The 15,633-nt window shown below is 58.2% G+C and carries 14 protein-coding genes; 4 read left to right on the top strand and 10 right to left on the bottom strand.

Annotated elements, in window-relative coordinates; translation table 11 throughout:
- Positions 1 to 6: 6 nt before the first annotated feature.
- The 3 genes from J7E41_RS08135 (at position 7) to J7E41_RS08125 (ending at position 3,530) form a co-directional block, all read left to right on the top strand.
- The gene (locus tag J7E41_RS08135; protein WP_214991559.1) at positions 7 to 915 is read left to right on the top strand and encodes a flagellar protein MotY; all 909 of its coding nucleotides are present in this window, start codon (positions 7 to 9) and stop codon (positions 913 to 915) included.
- A 129-nt stretch (positions 916 to 1,044) separates the two neighbouring features.
- Complete coding sequence (locus tag J7E41_RS08130; RefSeq protein ID WP_088422930.1) at positions 1,045 to 2,262, top strand: argininosuccinate synthase; 1,218 nt, start codon at positions 1,045 to 1,047, stop codon at positions 2,260 to 2,262.
- Positions 2,263 to 2,897: 635 nt separating this feature from the next.
- On the top strand, positions 2,898 to 3,530 hold the full coding sequence (locus J7E41_RS08125; protein WP_155581261.1) for a response regulator transcription factor: 633 nt from the start codon (positions 2,898 to 2,900) through the stop codon (positions 3,528 to 3,530).
- Between the two features lie 80 nt (positions 3,531 to 3,610).
- On the opposite strand, the gene J7E41_RS08120 is transcribed toward J7E41_RS08125, so the two are convergent.
- The 8 genes from J7E41_RS08120 to metG all read right to left on the bottom strand — a co-directional run bounded on the left by J7E41_RS08120 (position 3,611) and on the right by metG (position 10,618).
- The gene (locus tag J7E41_RS08120) at positions 3,611 to 3,796 is read right to left on the bottom strand and encodes a PA3496 family putative envelope integrity protein (RefSeq protein WP_155581262.1); all 186 of its coding nucleotides are present in this window, start codon (positions 3,794 to 3,796) and stop codon (positions 3,611 to 3,613) included.
- A 107-nt stretch (positions 3,797 to 3,903) separates the two neighbouring features.
- Complete coding sequence (gene nth, locus J7E41_RS08115; RefSeq protein ID WP_214991557.1) at positions 3,904 to 4,542, bottom strand: endonuclease III; 639 nt, start codon at positions 4,540 to 4,542, stop codon at positions 3,904 to 3,906.
- 25 nt (positions 4,543 to 4,567) lie between these two features.
- Positions 4,568 to 5,074, bottom strand: coding sequence for an Rnf-Nqr domain containing protein (locus tag J7E41_RS08110; protein ID WP_353049392.1), 507 nt, complete (start codon positions 5,072 to 5,074; stop codon positions 4,568 to 4,570).
- Positions 5,067 to 5,678 carry an RnfABCDGE type electron transport complex subunit G gene (locus J7E41_RS08105; RefSeq protein ID WP_214991553.1) on the bottom strand — a complete coding sequence of 204 codons (612 nt, stop codon included), beginning with the start codon at positions 5,676 to 5,678 and terminating at the stop codon, positions 5,067 to 5,069. The genes J7E41_RS08110 and J7E41_RS08105 overlap by 8 nt, the downstream gene beginning before the upstream one ends.
- Positions 5,675 to 6,646: an RnfABCDGE type electron transport complex subunit D gene (locus J7E41_RS08100; RefSeq protein WP_214991551.1), complete on the bottom strand. Its 972-nt coding sequence runs from the start codon at positions 6,644 to 6,646 to the stop codon at positions 5,675 to 5,677. The genes J7E41_RS08105 and J7E41_RS08100 overlap by 4 nt, the downstream gene beginning before the upstream one ends.
- The gene (gene rsxB, locus J7E41_RS08095; protein WP_214991549.1) at positions 6,633 to 7,829 is read right to left on the bottom strand and encodes an electron transport complex subunit RsxB; all 1,197 of its coding nucleotides are present in this window, start codon (positions 7,827 to 7,829) and stop codon (positions 6,633 to 6,635) included. Before rsxB ends, J7E41_RS08100 begins: the two co-directional genes overlap by 14 nt.
- A complete protein-coding gene (locus J7E41_RS08090) occupies positions 7,826 to 8,404 on the bottom strand; it encodes an Rnf-Nqr domain containing protein (protein WP_214991547.1) in 579 nt (192 codons plus the stop codon). The genes rsxB and J7E41_RS08090 overlap by 4 nt, the downstream gene beginning before the upstream one ends.
- 162 nt (positions 8,405 to 8,566) lie before the next feature.
- Positions 8,567 to 10,618 (bottom strand): methionine--tRNA ligase, encoded by a 2,052-nt coding sequence (metG, locus tag J7E41_RS08085; protein ID WP_214991545.1) that lies wholly within the window; start codon positions 10,616 to 10,618, stop codon positions 8,567 to 8,569.
- Between the two features lie 171 nt (positions 10,619 to 10,789).
- On the opposite strand from metG, the gene apbC reads away from it, so the two are divergent.
- On the top strand, positions 10,790 to 11,884 hold the full coding sequence (gene apbC / locus J7E41_RS08080; protein ID WP_214991543.1) for an iron-sulfur cluster carrier protein ApbC: 1,095 nt from the start codon (positions 10,790 to 10,792) through the stop codon (positions 11,882 to 11,884).
- Positions 11,885 to 12,379: 495 nt separating this feature from the next.
- On the opposite strand, the gene fdxA is transcribed toward apbC, so the two are convergent.
- Positions 12,380 to 12,703: a ferredoxin FdxA gene (gene fdxA, locus J7E41_RS08075; RefSeq protein WP_214991541.1), complete on the bottom strand. Its 324-nt coding sequence runs from the start codon at positions 12,701 to 12,703 to the stop codon at positions 12,380 to 12,382.
- Between the two features lie 142 nt (positions 12,704 to 12,845).
- Positions 12,846 to 15,437, bottom strand: coding sequence for a DNA mismatch repair protein MutS (mutS, locus tag J7E41_RS08070; protein ID WP_214991539.1), 2,592 nt, complete (start codon positions 15,435 to 15,437; stop codon positions 12,846 to 12,848).
- Positions 15,438 to 15,633 lie beyond the last annotated feature (196 nt).

Here is a 15,633-nt window from a genome sequence, read left to right as displayed (position 1 = left end):
CCTCCCGTGCGCCAGCATTATCTAGCCCTGCTCAGTGTGTTCGCCAGCTTGCCCGCGATGGCCCTCACGTTCCAGACACGTCTGGAGAATATTGAGTGGAAGGTGGAGGGCGATAAATTCGAGTGCCGCTTGAGCCAACCCATCACCGATTTTGGTTCGGGCGAGTTTGTGCGCCGGGCCGGCGAGCAAGCGACATTTCGTCTGAAGGCCTACAACGGCTTACTGGGCGCCGGTTCTGCGACCTTGTTGGCCGCGGCCGCGCCGTGGCAGCCGGGGCGCGGTGACATCAATCTGGGGGCCGTACGCGTTGGCAGTGGCGATGTGTTGTTCAACAGCTCCCAAGCCCAGGCCGGACGCTTGTTCAATGGGCTGCTCGAGGGCCGCAGTCCAACGGTGCGCCACTATGGCCGTGACGGTGGTTACTCCGAAGTACGTCTGCTGCCGGTGAAATTCAACAAAGCCTACAGTGACTATCAACTGTGTACTGCCAAGCTGCTGCCGATGAATTTCGAGCAGGTTAAACAGGCGGAAGTGGGCTTCCCCGGCGGCGGAATCGAGTTGGACGCGGCTGCCAAGAAGAAGCTGTCAGTCATGCTGGAATTCATCAAGGCCGACCCGACAGTCAACCACATCGAGTTGGACGGTCACTCGGACAACAGCGGTAATCGCCTGACCAACCGCGACCTGTCCCGTCGGCGCGGCCTGGCAGTGATGGACTATCTGAAGGCCAACGGCATTGCGGAGTCCCAGATTACCCTGCGTTTTCACGGCGAACGCTACCCGTTGGTGCCCAATACCAATCCCGCCAACCGGGCCAGGAATCGGCGGGTCAATATTCACCTGGAACGGGTGGCAACCCCTGAGAAACCGGCGCCCCAGGCCACTGCGCCGAGCAACGCCGCAGCCACGTCGTAAGGTGCGGCAATTCGTCGCCCGTTCGACATAATCTGTCGCTTTATCTTCATTTGCTGTCGCGCCTCTGTAATTTCACGGTTTTGGTCGGTAGAATCGACGCCTTTCCGTACAACCCCGTGGAGTGATGGCATGGCCGACGTAAACAAGGTCGTTCTCGCGTATTCCGGCGGCCTGGACACTTCGGTGATCCTCAAGTGGCTGCAGGATACTTATAACTGTGAAGTGGTGACCTTCACCGCTGACCTGGGTCAGGGCGAAGAGGTCGAACCTGCACGCGCCAAGGCGCAAGCCATGGGCGTGAAAGAGATCTACATTGATGACCTGCGCGAAGAGTTCGTCCGCGATTTCGTTTTCCCGATGTTTCGCGCCAACACTGTCTACGAAGGCGAGTACCTGCTGGGTACCTCCATCGCACGTCCGCTGATCGCCAAGCGCTTGATCGAAATCGCCAACGAAACCGGCGCTGACGCCATTTCCCATGGTGCCACCGGCAAGGGTAACGACCAAGTCCGTTTCGAACTGGGCGCGTACGCCTTGAAGCCAGGCGTGAAAGTGATTGCTCCTTGGCGTGAATGGGACCTGCTGTCCCGTGAAAAGCTGATGGATTACGCTGAAAAGCACAACATCCCGATCGAGCGTCACGGCAAGAAGAAGTCCCCGTACTCGATGGACGCCAACCTGCTGCACATCTCCTATGAAGGCGGCGTGCTGGAAGATACCTGGACCGAGCACGAAGAAGACATGTGGAAGTGGACCGTCTCCCCGGAGAACGCTCCTGACAAGGCCCAGTACCTGGAACTGACCTACCGCAACGGCGACATCGTCGCGCTGGACGGCGTCGAAATGACCCCGGCCACCGTATTGGCGACCCTGAACCGTATCGGTGGCGAGCACGGTATCGGCCGTCTGGACATCGTCGAGAACCGTTACGTGGGCATGAAGTCCCGTGGCTGCTACGAAACCCCGGGTGGCACCATCATGCTGCGCGCTCACCGCGCTATCGAATCCATCACCCTGGACCGTGAAGTGGCTCACCTCAAAGACGAGTTGATGCCCAAGTACGCCAGCCTGATCTACACCGGCTACTGGTGGAGCCCTGAGCGTCTGATGCTGCAACAGATGATCGATGCGTCCCAGGCTCACGTGAACGGTGTGGTGCGCTTGAAGCTCTATAAAGGCAATGTGATCGTCACCGGGCGCAAGTCCGATGAGTCGCTGTTCGATGCCAATATCGCCACCTTTGAAGAAGATGGCGGCGCCTACAATCAGGCGGATGCTGCTGGTTTCATCAAGCTCAACGCATTGCGTATGCGTATTGCGGCCAACAAAGGTCGCAAGTTGTTCTGAGTGATTTAAGTTGCGATGAAAAATGGCCCCTTGCTTAAAGGGCCATTTTTTTGAGTTCTGTTTATGCTTTAAACATATGGCGACTTTGCGTCGTTAAATAAGTTTAACCTTCGTTTAATTCGTCGCGAAGCGATATGTCGATCCGCTCGAGGGATTGATTTTGGTCGTTACGACATCTCATGATGTAGTTTTCATTCAGAGTGTGGGGACTTGTATGGCAGAAATTTCACTCAATTATTAGCCGTTCAGGTAATGTTTGTTGAATGTTCTGTCAGAAAACTACTGTGTAATAAAATATGCTGGTTGGAACTTTTTAGTGTTTGAGTTTATTGGGTGGACGCCGGAATATTGCTGGTAAACAAGGGGCATTTCCTGAAGTCGGTGTGCGGGATGTTTACCTTTGGTCATTGCTCTGAGGACTTTTCACTCAAGATATGTTTGCCCTCGGAAACGTCTGAAAGTCCCAACAAAACTCGATACATCAGTTGTGGCGTCTTTTTGTAGGGTAAATCCTATCTCTTTGTGGGGTGGGTCTCTGCTTACTGTTGCTTGGGGGGGAGTGCTATGCCAAGGAGGAAACGACTAGGCTATTGTGCTTGCTCTAAATAATTCGAACAGCGAAATTGGACTTGCCCATGAATAAAGTGCTGATCGTGGATGATCATCCCGTCATTCGTCTTGCTGTACGTATGCTAATGGAACGTCATGGTTATGAGGTCGTTGCCGAGACTGATAACGGTGTCGATGCATTGCAACTTGCACGGGAGCATATGCCGGATATTGTCATACTGGATATTGGAATACCCAAACTCGACGGTCTGGAAGTTATATGTCGACTGTCGTCTACCAAACAGGCGCACCCCTTCAAGGTGCTGGTGCTGACGTCCCAGGCGCCCGGTCATTTTTCCATGCGGTGCATGCAGGCAGGGGCTGCTGGCTATGTGTGCAAGCAACAGGACCTGACGGAGCTGTTGAGCGCGATAAAGGCGGTGCTCTGCGGCTACAGCTACTTCCCCAACCAGGCGTTGAACTCGGTGCGCTCCACCTTGGGGAACGCCAGTGAGGCCGATATGGTCGAGCGTCTTTCAGGCCGAGAGATGATGGTGCTGCAACAGCTGGCCCGAGGAAAGACCAACAAGGAGATCGCCGATGGCATGTTCCTGAGCAATAAAACCGTGAGCACCTACAAGACGCGCCTGCTGCTCAAGCTCAATGCGCGTTCCCTGGTAGACCTGATCGAACTGGCTCAACGCAACGGCCTGGTGTAGGGAAGGTCGGCTCGCTCAGGGGGTATACACAGAAAAGCCTCCGTAGGGGAGGCTTCTGATCGCTACCGGTGTTGGTTCGATTAGAGATCGAAATCGTAATCGGCCAACTGTTTTTGCAAGCGTCGCTCTTCCAGAAGATTGTCGATGGTGCGGCGTTTGCTTAAATTGGTCTTGGCCACTTCTGCAGGTGCTTCCGCTGCATCGTCGTCGGATTCAGCGCCAACAAGCTCGTCTTCTACATCCAATTGTTCTTTGCCAGTGCTCATAAGGTTAACTCCAGGCTAAGACTGCCGTTGGCGCTCCTTATAACGATTATCCTGTTGCGGGTAAAAAAGATTTTTTCAATCGACTGATCCAAAAAAGCAATGGTTGCTCAATCGTCGGAGGTCTTGTCCTTGTATTCGCACAGGTCTTCGATGCGGCAACTGCCGCAGCGGGGCTTGCGGGCCTGGCAGACGTAGCGTCCGTGAAGGATCAGCCAATGATGTGAGTCAAGCAGATAGGGCTTGGGCACAAACTTCATTAGCTGTTTTTCAACCTCCACCACATTTTTCCCGCGGGCAATGCCGGTTCGGTTGCTGACGCGGAAAATGTGCGTATCCACGGCCATGGTCAACTGGCGGAAAGCGGTATTGAGCACGACGTTGGCGGTTTTTCGGCCGACACCGGGCAGCGCTTCGAGCTCCTCGCGTGTTTGCGGAACTTCGCCAGCATGACGCTCTACGAGCAACCGACAGGTCTCAATGACGTTTTTTGCCTTGCTGTTATACAAACCAATGGTCTTGATGTAATCGGATAACCCTTCAACCCCTAGGGCGTGAATGGCTGCAGGCGTGTTGGCCACCGGATACAGCTTGGCGGTGGCTTTGTTGACGCCGACGTCTGTTGACTGGGCCGAAAGAATCACGGCAATCAGCAACTCGAACGGCGAAGAGTAGGCCAGTTCGGTTTTCGGTTCCGGATTGTCTTCGTGAAGCCGACGGAAAATTTCCAGGCGTTTTGCGGCATTCATGGGGCGCGCGGTTCCTTGCAGACGGTCAGTGTGATTTTGAAAAGTGAACCCAGGCTTGTCGGCCTGCGAGCAATAACCCGAGCAGGATAAACCCGCCTGGTGCGAGTGTGGTGAGGGTGCCGCTGCCGATCAATCCACGCACTAACCCAAGTGTAATCAGCAGTAGGCCAAACAGGCCGAACAGTTGCAATCGCGTTTTGCCCTGGCCTGCGTCGAATCCGCCTGAATGCTCCAGCAGCACGCATTGGACGCTGATCAGCGCCAGGTAAACACCCAGTTGTTGATACAAGGTCAGTGCAAAGGCCTGCAAGATCAGTTGTGCGCAACTGACCAGCGTAGCGGCGAGCAGCAGGCTGGCGATCAGCCGCATACGCTCGCCGAGAAGGTTTCGCACGCCCCACATGCCCACGCCGTACAGCGTCACGATTAACACCGAGAGTGCCCAGAAACCCAGCGCCTTGGGCAGCGTGTCACTCACTCCAACCAGTGGCGCGAGCATCAATGAGCCGGCAAGGCCAGGTGATTTAGTCACGGGCAGGTTGCTCCAGCATCGATTGCCGCTGCTCATCAAAATAGCGCAAGGCATCATGCACCGCGTTGATTACCGCCCGAGAGGTGATGGTAGCGCCGGCCATTTGATCGAATTGCCCTTGGTCCTTCTTCAAAGCCCAGCCCGCATCCGCTGGATCGTGACGAGACCGTGCCTTGAAGGCGGCCAGCCAAGGATTGTTGCCCTCGGCGATATGTCCACCCAGGCCAGGGGTTTCCGACTGCTTCAGGGTTTTCACCCCCAGCAACTTTCCATTCTGGGAAATGGCGATCAGCAACTCGATGGGGCCGCCGTAGCCACTGACCTGCGAGTGCAGCAGCACCGCATTGGGCTGGCTCGACAGGGTGGCGAGATAACCGCCCAGCAGTTGACTGTTTGCCAATACCTGCGGGTTCATCGCCAGTGGATGTTCCAGTGGCTGGTTGTCGTAGCTACCACCGGGCAGGATGTCCAGAAAGGCGCGGCGTTGCTGGTCTTGTTGTTCCTGGGCGGCGCGGCTGGCGGTCAACTGGTGGACGAGCAGGGTCAGGGCAATCCCGGCGGCGGCGATCAGCAATACAATCAGCAGGCCCCGGGCGCGTTTCATGAGGTCACCGCTGGCTGTTTTGGTGTCGCCAGGCGTTCCAGTGCCGGCACTGCCAGGTTCATCAGCAATACTGCAAACGCTACACCGTCAGGGTACCCGCCCCACGTACGGATCAGGTAAATCAGCAAGCCTGCCCCGGCGCCAAACATCAGGCGCGCGCGTGGGCTTTTAGGGCCGGACACGGGTTCGGTAACAATAAAAAATGCCCCGAGCATGCTGGCGCCGGTGAGCAGATGAAACAGCGGCGAGCCATGGGAGTCCGACCCCGAGCCGTTCCAGCACAACAGGCTGATGATGAACAAGCTGCCGAGCATGCCCACCGGTGCATGCCAACTGAACACCCGTTGCTGCAACAGAAACAGTCCACCGGCGAGAAACGCCAGGTTGACCCATTCACTGCCCCGGCCTGCGACGTAACCGAAGGCTGTACTGCTGGCAAACAGTTCGTCGATGGTCAGGCTCTTGTTGATTCGCAGGACATCCAGGGCAGTGGCCTGGGCCCAGGCATCCGGAGCGTTGCCATGCAGGCCGAACACCTGTTGCAGGCCCGCCAGCAGGTCCATGCCGTGAGACGCGGGCCAGTGAGTCATGGGTTGTGGAAAGGCCACCAGCATCAGTGCATAACCGACCATGGCCGGGTTGAAGGGGTTCTGGTTGCCGCCATACAGGTGTTTGCCCAGCAGCAATGCGCTGGCTACTGCCGACACACATAGCCACCAGGGGCAATAAGGAGGCAATGCCAAGGCCAGCAGCGTAGCGCTGACCAAGCCGCTGAGATCGTTGACCGAGCGCCGGCGCAACCGTTGCACACTCGCTTCCAGCACCAGCGCACAAGTACCGGCCAACAACAGGTTGATCAACACGCCCCAACCGTACAGCCAGAACATGACCAACAAGCCTGGCACGGTCGCCAGCAGCACACGTTTCATCGCCTGCTGCTGGCGGTCGACCGTTTCACCCGCTGACATGGCTATTCACCAAGCGCAGGGCGTCGTCGAGACGGCGCTGCGCATCAGCCAGCTCGGCCTCGCTGGCACCAGGTTGGCGTTGAATTTTGCTCAAGTCGGCACGGGCATAGGCCAGGGTGGTTTTCAGTTGGCGTAGCTGACTATCGATCGGCCGCTTTTCCACCCGTTGCAAGTCGGGACGGGGCTGGTCGGACGTAGCTTCAGCGTCATGCAAGGCGTGTTCGGCTGCGGCCAGTGCTGCACTCAATACCGCCAGTTGTTGCGGGCCGGCGTTTTGGTTTTGGGCTTTTTGCAGTTCAGCACGACGCATCGCCAGCTGTATTTTCGCCCGTTTCAGCTCTGGGTCCTTGTTCGGAGCTGGCGGCGGTGTGCTGTTCACGTCAAGCGCCGCGAGTGCCTGTTCAGCAGCTTCGAATTGCCGCTGCAGGATGACTAACTGCGACTGCTGTTCAAAGGTAGGTGGATGGCCGAACGCTTGTAGGGATTTGTGTAGCTGGGCACGGCTCATGGCCAGGTTGATCTTGGCCTTTTTCACTGCAGCGTCCATGTCGGCGGCTTTTTGCGCGCGAACCCGCTCGATGGCTGCCTGGACCGGGTTGACCGTCACCGTCTCAACAACAGCAGGGCGTTTGGCGCGGGCCAGGCGTTCGGCGAGTTTCTGTTCCTCCTCCCGTTGCAGCCGTGCGTTGCGCTGTTCAAAGCGCCGCCGGGCACGGTCGCGCTTGATACTGCGTGCCTGGCGCTCCTGATCGTTGGACGCAAGGCCACCCACAATCGGCAGCACCCTGGCCATCGGATGCATTTCGATGCAGTCAACGGGGCAGGGCGCGACACACAGGTCGCAACCCGTACACTCGTCGATAATCACCGTGTGCATCAGCTTGGCCGCACCGACGATCGCGTCTACCGGGCAGGCCTGGATGCATTTGGTGCAGCCAATGCACTCCGCCTCGCGGATAAAGGCGATCTGCGCCGGTGCGTCTCCGCGGGAAGTGTCCAGGTCCAATACGGGGACGTTCAACAGCTGCGCCAGTCCGGCAATGGTTTCCCGTCCGCCCGGAGGGCATTTGTTGATGGCTTCGCCTTGGGCAATCCCTTCGGCGTAGGGCTTGCAGCCAGGATGCCCGCATTTGCCACATTGGGTCTGTGGCAGCAGCGCATCGATACGTTGAATCAGGCTCATGGTTTGATCATTGCGTTGAAACCCAGAAAAGCCACGGCTATTAGCCCGGCACTGATCAGCTCTACGGGCAAGCCTCGAAAGGGCAGCGGGATATCGTTACCGGCAATACGTTGGCGCAGATCGCTGAACAGGCTCAGCACCAGCCAAAAGCCTAGGCCAGCGCCAAGGCTCAAGGCTGTCATATGCGCCAGCCCTCTATCGTCCTGCGTACCCATTAACAGCACGGCCAACACCCCGGCGTTCCCCAGGACCAACGGCCACAGGCCATCGAACGACAGTTTGGGTAACTGGCGGGACAGCACGCTTAGCAGTGGTTGAATCAACACAATGGTCACCGGCAGAAATACGAACAACCGCAAAGATGTCAGCGCCAGTGGCTGCAGCACATAGTGGTCAAGCAGATAGCCGACGACACTGCTCAGCACCATCAGCAAGGTGGTGGCAATGCCCAGGGCATGCACTTGTCTGCGTGGATCAGTGGATGATGCCAGCACCGGGTCGACAGCCAGCGGCATCTGCAACACGAAGTTGCTGATCAGGGCCGTGCTGACAAGGGTGAAAAGCATATCGGTCATGGGCATGCCGGGTTAAGCAAACAGAATCCGATTATCCGGCAAGCGAGGAAGGGGCACTAGCCCTGTGGCGAGCGGGCTTGCCCGCGTTGGACTGCGTAGCAGTCCCTTTTTTTGGGCCGCTTCGCGACTCAACGCGGACAAACCTGCTCGCCACCGGAAGGTTTACTTGATGCGCTGGCCGGGCTTGGCGCCGCTGTCAGGGCTCAGCAAGTAGATCTCTTCGCCGCCAGGGCCGGCTGCCATCACCATGCCTTCGGAGATGCCGAAACGCATTTTCCGGGGCTTGAGGTTGGCGATCATCATGGTCAGGCGACCTTCCAGTTTGGCCGGGTCCGGGTAGGCACTCTTGATCCCGGAGAACACGTTGCGTTGCTCATCACCGATGTCCAGGGTCAGGCGCAGCAGCTTGTCGGCGCCTTCCACGGCTTCGGCCTTGAGGATCAGCGCCACGCGCAGGTCGACCGCGGCAAACGCGTCGAAGTCGATTTCCGCGGACAGCGGATCTTTAGCCAGTTCGCCATTACCGGCAGGTGCGGCTTCGCCAGTGTCAGTCTTGCTGGCTTCCAGATCTTCTTTGGATGCGTCGGTCATGGCCTGGACTTTCACCGGGTCGATGCGGGTCATCAGCGGCTTGAACTCATTGAGTTGGTGGTTGCTGAGCAAGGTCGCGTGATCGTTCCAGGTCAGTGGCGGTACATTGAGGAACGCCTCGGCGTCGGCCGCCAGCAACGGCAGCACCGGCTTGAGGAAGATCACCAACTGGCGGAACAGGTTGATGCCCGTGGCGCAGATGGCCTGGACTTCATCCTGCTTACCGTCCTGTTTGTTCAGCGACCACGGTGCCTTGTCGGCAATCCAGGCGTTGGCACGGTCGGCCAGGCCCATGATCTCGCGCATGGCGCGGGCAAAGTCTCGGGCTTCATAGGCGTCGGCAATGCTTGGCGCGGCGGCCAGGAACGCGTCGGTCAGCTCGGGCGCGGCATTTTCTGCCACCAGCACGCCGGCGTTGCCCTTGTGGATAAAGCCCGCGCAACGGCTGGCGATGTTGACCACCTTGCCCACCAGGTCCGAGTTGACCTTCTGTACGAAGTCTTCCAGGTTCAGGTCCAGGTCGTCGACGCCACGGCCCAGCTTGGCTGCGTAGTAGTAGCGCAGGTATTCCGGTGACAGATGATCCAGGTAGGTGCGCGCCTTGATAAAGGTGCCACGGGATTTGGACATCTTCTGGCCGTTGACCGTCAGGTAGCCGTGTACGGCGATGCCGGTCGGCTTGCGATAGCCCGAACCTTCGAGCATTGCTGGCCAGAACAGGGCGTGGAAGTTGACGATGTCCTTGCCGATGAAGTGATACAGCTCGGCGGTGGAGTCCTTGCCCCAGAACGCGTCGAAGTCCAGCTCCGGCGTACGGTCGCAAAGGTTCTTGAAGCTGGCCATGTAGCCGATCGGCGCGTCCAGCCACACGTAGAAGTACTTGCCTGGCTCGTCTGGGATTTCGAAGCCGAAGTACGGCGCATCGCGGGAGATGTCCCACTGTTGCAGGCCGGCATCCAGCCATTCGGCGATCTTGTTGGCCACGGCGTCCTGCAGGGTGCCGCTGCGGGTCCAGGTTTGCAGCATTTGCTGGAAATCCGGGAGCTTGAAGAAGAAGTGCTGGGAGTCCTTGAGCACCGGGGTGGCGCCGGAGATCGCCGACTTCGGATTCTTCAGGTCGGTGGGCGCGTAGGTAGCACCACATTTCTCGCAGTTATCGCCGTACTGGTCTTCGGTGCCACATTTCGGGCAGGTGCCCTTGATGAAGCGGTCGGCCAGGAACATTTTCTTTTCCGGGTCGAAATACTGCGTGATTGAACGCGTGGCGATGTGACCGGCGTCCCGCAGCCGCTTATAGATTTGGCTCGACAGCTCACGGTTCTCTTCAGAGTGCGTCGAATGGAAGTTGTCGAAGTCCACCAGGAATTCGGCAAAGTCGGCGCTGTGTTCAGCCTGGACGTTGGCGATCAGTTGTTCCGGGGTAATGCCTTCCTTTTCGGCGCGCAACATGATGGCCGAACCGTGGGCGTCGTCCGCGCAGACATAAATGCATTGATTGCCGCGATGCTTCTGGAAGCGCACCCACATATCGGTCTGGATGTACTCAAGCATATGGCCAAGGTGGATTGAACCATTGGCATAGGGCAGGGCGCTGGTGACGAGGATCTTGCGTGGCTCGGACATGGGGCTCGGCTACTTGATGAAACGGAGGTCGGCCACTATAAAGCGCCGGGAAATTTATTTCACCCCGTGGCGTTGTTTCAGCGTTTTCCATTACCGCGAAAGCATGCCGCAGGCCGTCAGGAACGGTTAGGATAGCCGCCTGTTTTAGTCAGTCTTTTTCGGGAGTAGCCCATGAGCGCCGTCAATCGCGCAGCGGTGGAAGCCGTTCTTCGCCAGTACACCGACCCTTACCTGAACCAGGACCCGGTCAGCGCCGGGTGCGTTCGTGCCATTGATGTGCAGGGTGACAAGGTCTCGGTCCAGCTTGAACTGGGTTATGCCGCAGGTCTGTTCAAGAGCGGTTGGGCGCAGATGCTGCAAATGGCCATTGAAGGTCTGGACGGCGTGAGCGCAGCCAAGGTCGATATTCAGTGCGTGATCGCACCGCACAAGGCCCAGGCGCAGATTCCAGGGTTGGCCAACGTCAAGAACGTGGTTGCCGTCGCTTCTGGCAAGGGTGGAGTGGGTAAATCCACCACCGCCGCCAACCTGGCCCTGGCCCTGGCCCGTGAAGGCGCACGCGTCGGGATTCTGGATGCGGACATTTATGGTCCGAGCCAGGGTGTGATGTTCGGCATCGCCGAAGGCACCCGGCCGAAGATCAAGGATCAGAAGTGGTTCGTGCCCATCGAGTCCCATGGTGTGGAAGTGATGTCCATGGCATTCCTGACCGATGACAACACGCCGATGGTCTGGCGCGGGCCGATGGTCTCCGGTGCCCTGCTGCAACTGGTCACCCAGACCGCCTGGGGCGACCTGGATTACCTGGTGATCGACATGCCGCCAGGCACCGGTGATATCCAGCTGACCCTGGCGCAAAAGGTACCGGTGGCCGGTTCGGTGATCGTCACCACGCCCCAGGATCTGGCGCTGCTGGACGCGAAGAAAGGCGTGGAGATGTTCCGCAAGGTCAATATCCCGGTGCTGGGCGTCGTGGAAAACATGGCGGTGCACATTTGCTCCAACTGTGGCCATGCCGAGCATTTGTTCGGTGAAGGCGGCGGTGAAAAACTGGCGACCCAGTACGGTGTCGAACTGCTGGCGTCGTTGCCGCTGTCGATGGTGATTCGTGAGCAGGCCGACGGTGGCAAGCCTACCGTGGTCGCCGAGCCTGATAGCCAGATTGCCATGGTGTACCAAGAGCTGGCCCGTCATGTTGGTGCACGGATTGTCCTGCAAGAGGCGGGCGCCCAGGCAATGCCGACTATCACGGTCAGCGACGACTGATTCATCTGTGGGTAGACAAGCCTCGACAGTGTCGGGGCTTTTTCTTGCCCGCAGAACATTTAATAGCGATCGTTTGGCGTTTACGTAATTGCTGGTGTAAGCATTTGCTTACTTTTTCGTAAGTGTTTGGGTTTTTTACCGGACGCAGGCAGCTCGAATGACTGCCTATATTTACTAAGCTGCTGAAATATAATAACTATTTATTGTGTTTTTAAATGAAAGACCCTGGATTCTATCCGTTGGATCACGTTGAATTTAATCGGGAACTCTCTAAGATCAGTCCTGTGTCCACGGATTGACACAGTCATCAAGGAACGATGACTCAGGGAACCTCGCAGGATGCGATTCATCAGGATGATGAAAAGGAACACAGGGACTAGGGAAAAAATGTGGGCGGGTCATACCGCCCCTTTTTTTTGCCTGTAGAAAAGTGAAACCCTGAGGGGAGAAACGCAAAAAGGCCCGCAAGGGGCCTTTTGGAGGGCGTCGACGCTATTAGCGCTCGAGGTCTGCAATCTTGCCTTTTTTGCCATCCCACTCGGCTGCATCGGGCATCGGGTCTTTGCGCTCAGTGATATTCGGCCAGATTTCGGCCAGATCAACGTTCAACTGAATAAATTCCTGCATTTCTGCCGGGACTTCGTCCTCGGAAAAAATGGCGACGGCCGGGCATTCTGGCTCGCACAGCGCGCAGTCAATGCACTCATCCGGGTGGATCACCAGGAAGTTCGGGCCTTCGTAAAAGCAGTCCACCGGACAGACTTCTACGCAGTCGGTGTACTTGCACTTGATGCAGTTGTCGGTGACGACGAAGGTCATTTCTAATTTTCTCCTCAGGCGGCGGCAGCGAAACCCCTTGTGGCGGGGCTCGCGAGGTTCGGGAGCGATAGTCTGCGGGCCAGGCTAAAAGCCCGCAGCATCCCAAACCGCGCGAGATTCTATCAGCTTGCAAGCGTCTGCGTTAGATCCGTGTCTTCAGTGCATAGAGCATTTCCAGCGCTTTTCGCGGCGTCAAGTCATCCAGGTCAAGCTTGGCCAGCTCATCCAGAACCGGATGGGGCAGGCTGGCGAACATGTCGCTTTGGTGAGGAGCACTGGATTTGCTGGCCGCTTTCGCGGGACTGGCCACGGGCAACTCGTGGGGCAGGGCGGTCTCTTCCAGGCGGCTCAGGTGCTCGCGAGCACGGGTGATCACCTCCGTGGGCACCCCGGCCAACTGGGCCACGGCCAAGCCATAACTCTGGCTGGCCGGTCCTGGCAGCACATGGTGCAGGAACACGATGCGCTCGTTGTGCTCGGTGGCATTGAGGTGCACGTTGGCGACCAGCGGCTCGTTTTCCGGCAGCACCGTCAACTCAAAATAGTGGGTGGCGAATAACGTATATGCCCGCAAGTGGGCCAACCGCTCGGCTGCCGCCCATGCCAGGGACAGGCCGTCGAAGGTGCTGGTGCCACGCCCCACTTCGTCCATCAACACCAGGCTGCGCTCGGTAGCGTTGTGCAGGATGTTGGCGGTTTCGCTCATTTCCACCATAAAGGTCGAACGGCCGCCGGCCAGGTCATCGCTGGAACCGATTCGGGTAAAGATGCGGTCCACAAGGGATAATTCGCAACTGGCCGCCGGCACGAAGCTGCCAATATGGGCCAGCAGCACAATCAGTGCGGTCTGACGCATGTAGGTGGATTTACCGCCCATGTTCGGACCAGTGATCACCAGCATGCGGGTATCGTCGTCCAGGGACAGGTCATTGGCCACGAACGGCGTGGTCAATACCTGCTCCACCACTGGGTGACGACCCTGGACGATGCGCATGCACGGCTCGCTGACAAAGCGCGGGCAGTTCAGGTCAAGGTTCAGTGCGCGCTCGGCCAGGTTGCTCAGTACGTCCAGTTCCGCCAGGGCGGCAGCGGTGTCCTGCAACGGCGCCAGTTGGCCGATCAAGTCTTCGAGCAGCGCTTCATAGAGCATCTTTTCGCGGGCCAGGGCGCGACTCTTGGCCGATAGCGCCTTGTCTTCGAACGCTTTCAGCTCAGGGGTGATAAAGCGCTCGGCACCCTTGAGGGTCTGGCGGCGTTGATAATCGATAGGCGCCTGCTCGGCTTGCTTGCTCGGCAACTCAATAAAGTAGCCGTGGACGCGGTTGTAGCCGACTTTCAGGTTGGCCAGGCCGGTACGGGCTTTCTCGCGGGCTTCCAGGTCGATCAGGAACTGCCCGGCGTTCTCGCTCAGGGATTGCAGTTCGTCCAGCTCGCTGTCGTAACCGGTCTTCAATACGCCACCGTCGCGGATGATCGCGGGCGGGTTGTCGATGATGGCTTTTTCCAGCAGCGCCGCCAGTTCCGGGTAGGTGCTGGTGACCACGGCCAACTGTTGCAGATGCGGTGCTTCCAGTTCAGTCATCGCCGCTTGCAACTGCGGCAGGGCGCCGAGGGCGTCCCGCAGGCGTGCGAGGTCACGAGGCCGCGCGTTGCGCAGGCCGATCCGCGCGAGAATGCGCTCGATATCGCCGATTTCCTTGAGCTGCGGTTGCAGCTTTTCAAAGCGATAGCGGTCCAGCAGGCACGTAATAGAGGTTTGACGGGATTGCAGCACCGTCAAATCCCGCAGCGGGCGGTTCAACCAACGGGTCAGCAGACGGCTGCCCATGGCGGTCTGGCAACGGTCGACCACCGATTGCAGGGTGTTGTCGCGACCGCCGGCCAGGTTGGTATCTAACTCCAGGTTGCGCCGGCTGGCGCCATCGAGCACCACTGTGTCGTCCAGGCGCTCATGACGCAGACTACGCAAATGAGGCAGGGCGGTACGCTGGGTTTCCTTGGCGTAGCTGAGCAAGCAACCGGCGGCGCCGATGGCCAGGGTCAGGGTTTCGCAACCAAAGCCCTTGAGGTCTTGCACGGAGAACTGTTGGCACAGGCTTTTCAGTGCCGAGTCACGTTCGAAATCCCACGGTGCGCGGCGCTTGGTCCCACGGCGGCGTTCCGCCGGCAGGTCCTTGGGCCAATCGTCCGGAATCATCAACTCCACCGGATTGACGCGCTCCAGCTCCGCCAGCAGGTTCTCCCAACCCTTGATCTCCAGCACCGTGAAGTTGCCGCTGGTGATATCCAGCACTGCCAGGCCGAACAGCCGTTCATCCCCCAGCACCGCCGCGATCAGGTTGTCGCGACGCTCATCCAGCAGCGCCTCATCACTCACCGTCCCCGGGGTAATAATGCGCACCACCTGACGTTCCACCGGGCCCTTGCTGGTGGCCGGGTCGCCGATCTGCTCACAGATCACCACCGACTCACCGAGCTTGACCAGCTTGACTAGGTAACCTTCCAACGAATGGTAAGGAATCCCGCACATCGGAATCGCCTGCCCGGCCGACTGCCCACGCGCTGTCAGGGTGATGTCCAGCAACTTGGCCGCTTTCTTCGCGTCTTCATAGAAGATCTCGTAGAAGTCGCCCATGCGATAGAACATCAACTGATCAGGGTGCTGGTTTTTCAGACGCCAGTACTGCTGCATCATTGGGGTGTGGGAGGACAGATCGGAAGTGTTTTTACTCATCAGATACTTAGCGGATTCGTTGAAAGTGATGGGGCAAAGGGGGCGCTTGGCCCAGCATTTTTTGCGATGGGCGCAAGGTTAACACGCAAGGTCGAGGCTTCGCAGTTCACAAAAGCACCATATAAAGGCATGGCAAATGCATAAATATGCAAAATAGCATTTGCCAACCGCGAAAACTGCCTTCAATATCCGCTTT

The sequence above is a fragment of the Pseudomonas fluorescens genome (genome assembly GCF_018614655.1).
Lineage (GTDB): Bacteria > Pseudomonadota > Gammaproteobacteria > Pseudomonadales > Pseudomonadaceae > Aquipseudomonas > Aquipseudomonas fluorescens_BX.
Note: the sequence above shows the minus strand (reverse complement) of the source record. Positions and strands in the feature narration are given on the sequence as shown.

What these genes read in the sequence shown, in the direction of transcription:
- J7E41_RS08130 (WP_088422930.1), top strand. Translation starts at nt 1,045, where the DNA reads ATGGCCGACGTAAACAAGGTCGTTCTCGCGTATTCCGGCGGCCTGGAC.
- J7E41_RS08125 (WP_155581261.1), top strand. Translation starts at nt 2,898, where the DNA reads ATGAATAAAGTGCTGATCGTGGATGATCATCCCGTCATTCGTCTTGCT.
- J7E41_RS08120 (WP_155581262.1), bottom strand. Translation starts at nt 3,796, where the DNA reads ATGAGCACTGGCAAAGAACAATTGGATGTAGAAGACGAGCTTGTTGGC.
- nth (WP_214991557.1), bottom strand. Translation starts at nt 4,542, where the DNA reads ATGAATGCCGCAAAACGCCTGGAAATTTTCCGTCGGCTTCACGAAGAC.
- J7E41_RS08105 (WP_214991553.1), bottom strand. Translation starts at nt 5,678, where the DNA reads ATGAAACGCGCCCGGGGCCTGCTGATTGTATTGCTGATCGCCGCCGCC.
- J7E41_RS08100 (WP_214991551.1), bottom strand. Translation starts at nt 6,646, where the DNA reads ATGTCAGCGGGTGAAACGGTCGACCGCCAGCAGCAGGCGATGAAACGT.
- rsxB (WP_214991549.1), bottom strand. Translation starts at nt 7,829, where the DNA reads ATGAGCCTGATTCAACGTATCGATGCGCTGCTGCCACAGACCCAATGT.
- J7E41_RS08090 (WP_214991547.1), bottom strand. Translation starts at nt 8,404, where the DNA reads ATGACCGATATGCTTTTCACCCTTGTCAGCACGGCCCTGATCAGCAAC.
- metG (WP_214991545.1), bottom strand. Translation starts at nt 10,618, where the DNA reads ATGTCCGAGCCACGCAAGATCCTCGTCACCAGCGCCCTGCCCTATGCC.
- apbC (WP_214991543.1), top strand. Translation starts at nt 10,790, where the DNA reads ATGAGCGCCGTCAATCGCGCAGCGGTGGAAGCCGTTCTTCGCCAGTAC.
- fdxA (WP_214991541.1), bottom strand. Translation starts at nt 12,703, where the DNA reads ATGACCTTCGTCGTCACCGACAACTGCATCAAGTGCAAGTACACCGAC.
- mutS (WP_214991539.1), bottom strand. Translation starts at nt 15,437, where the DNA reads ATGAGTAAAAACACTTCCGATCTGTCCTCCCACACCCCAATGATGCAG.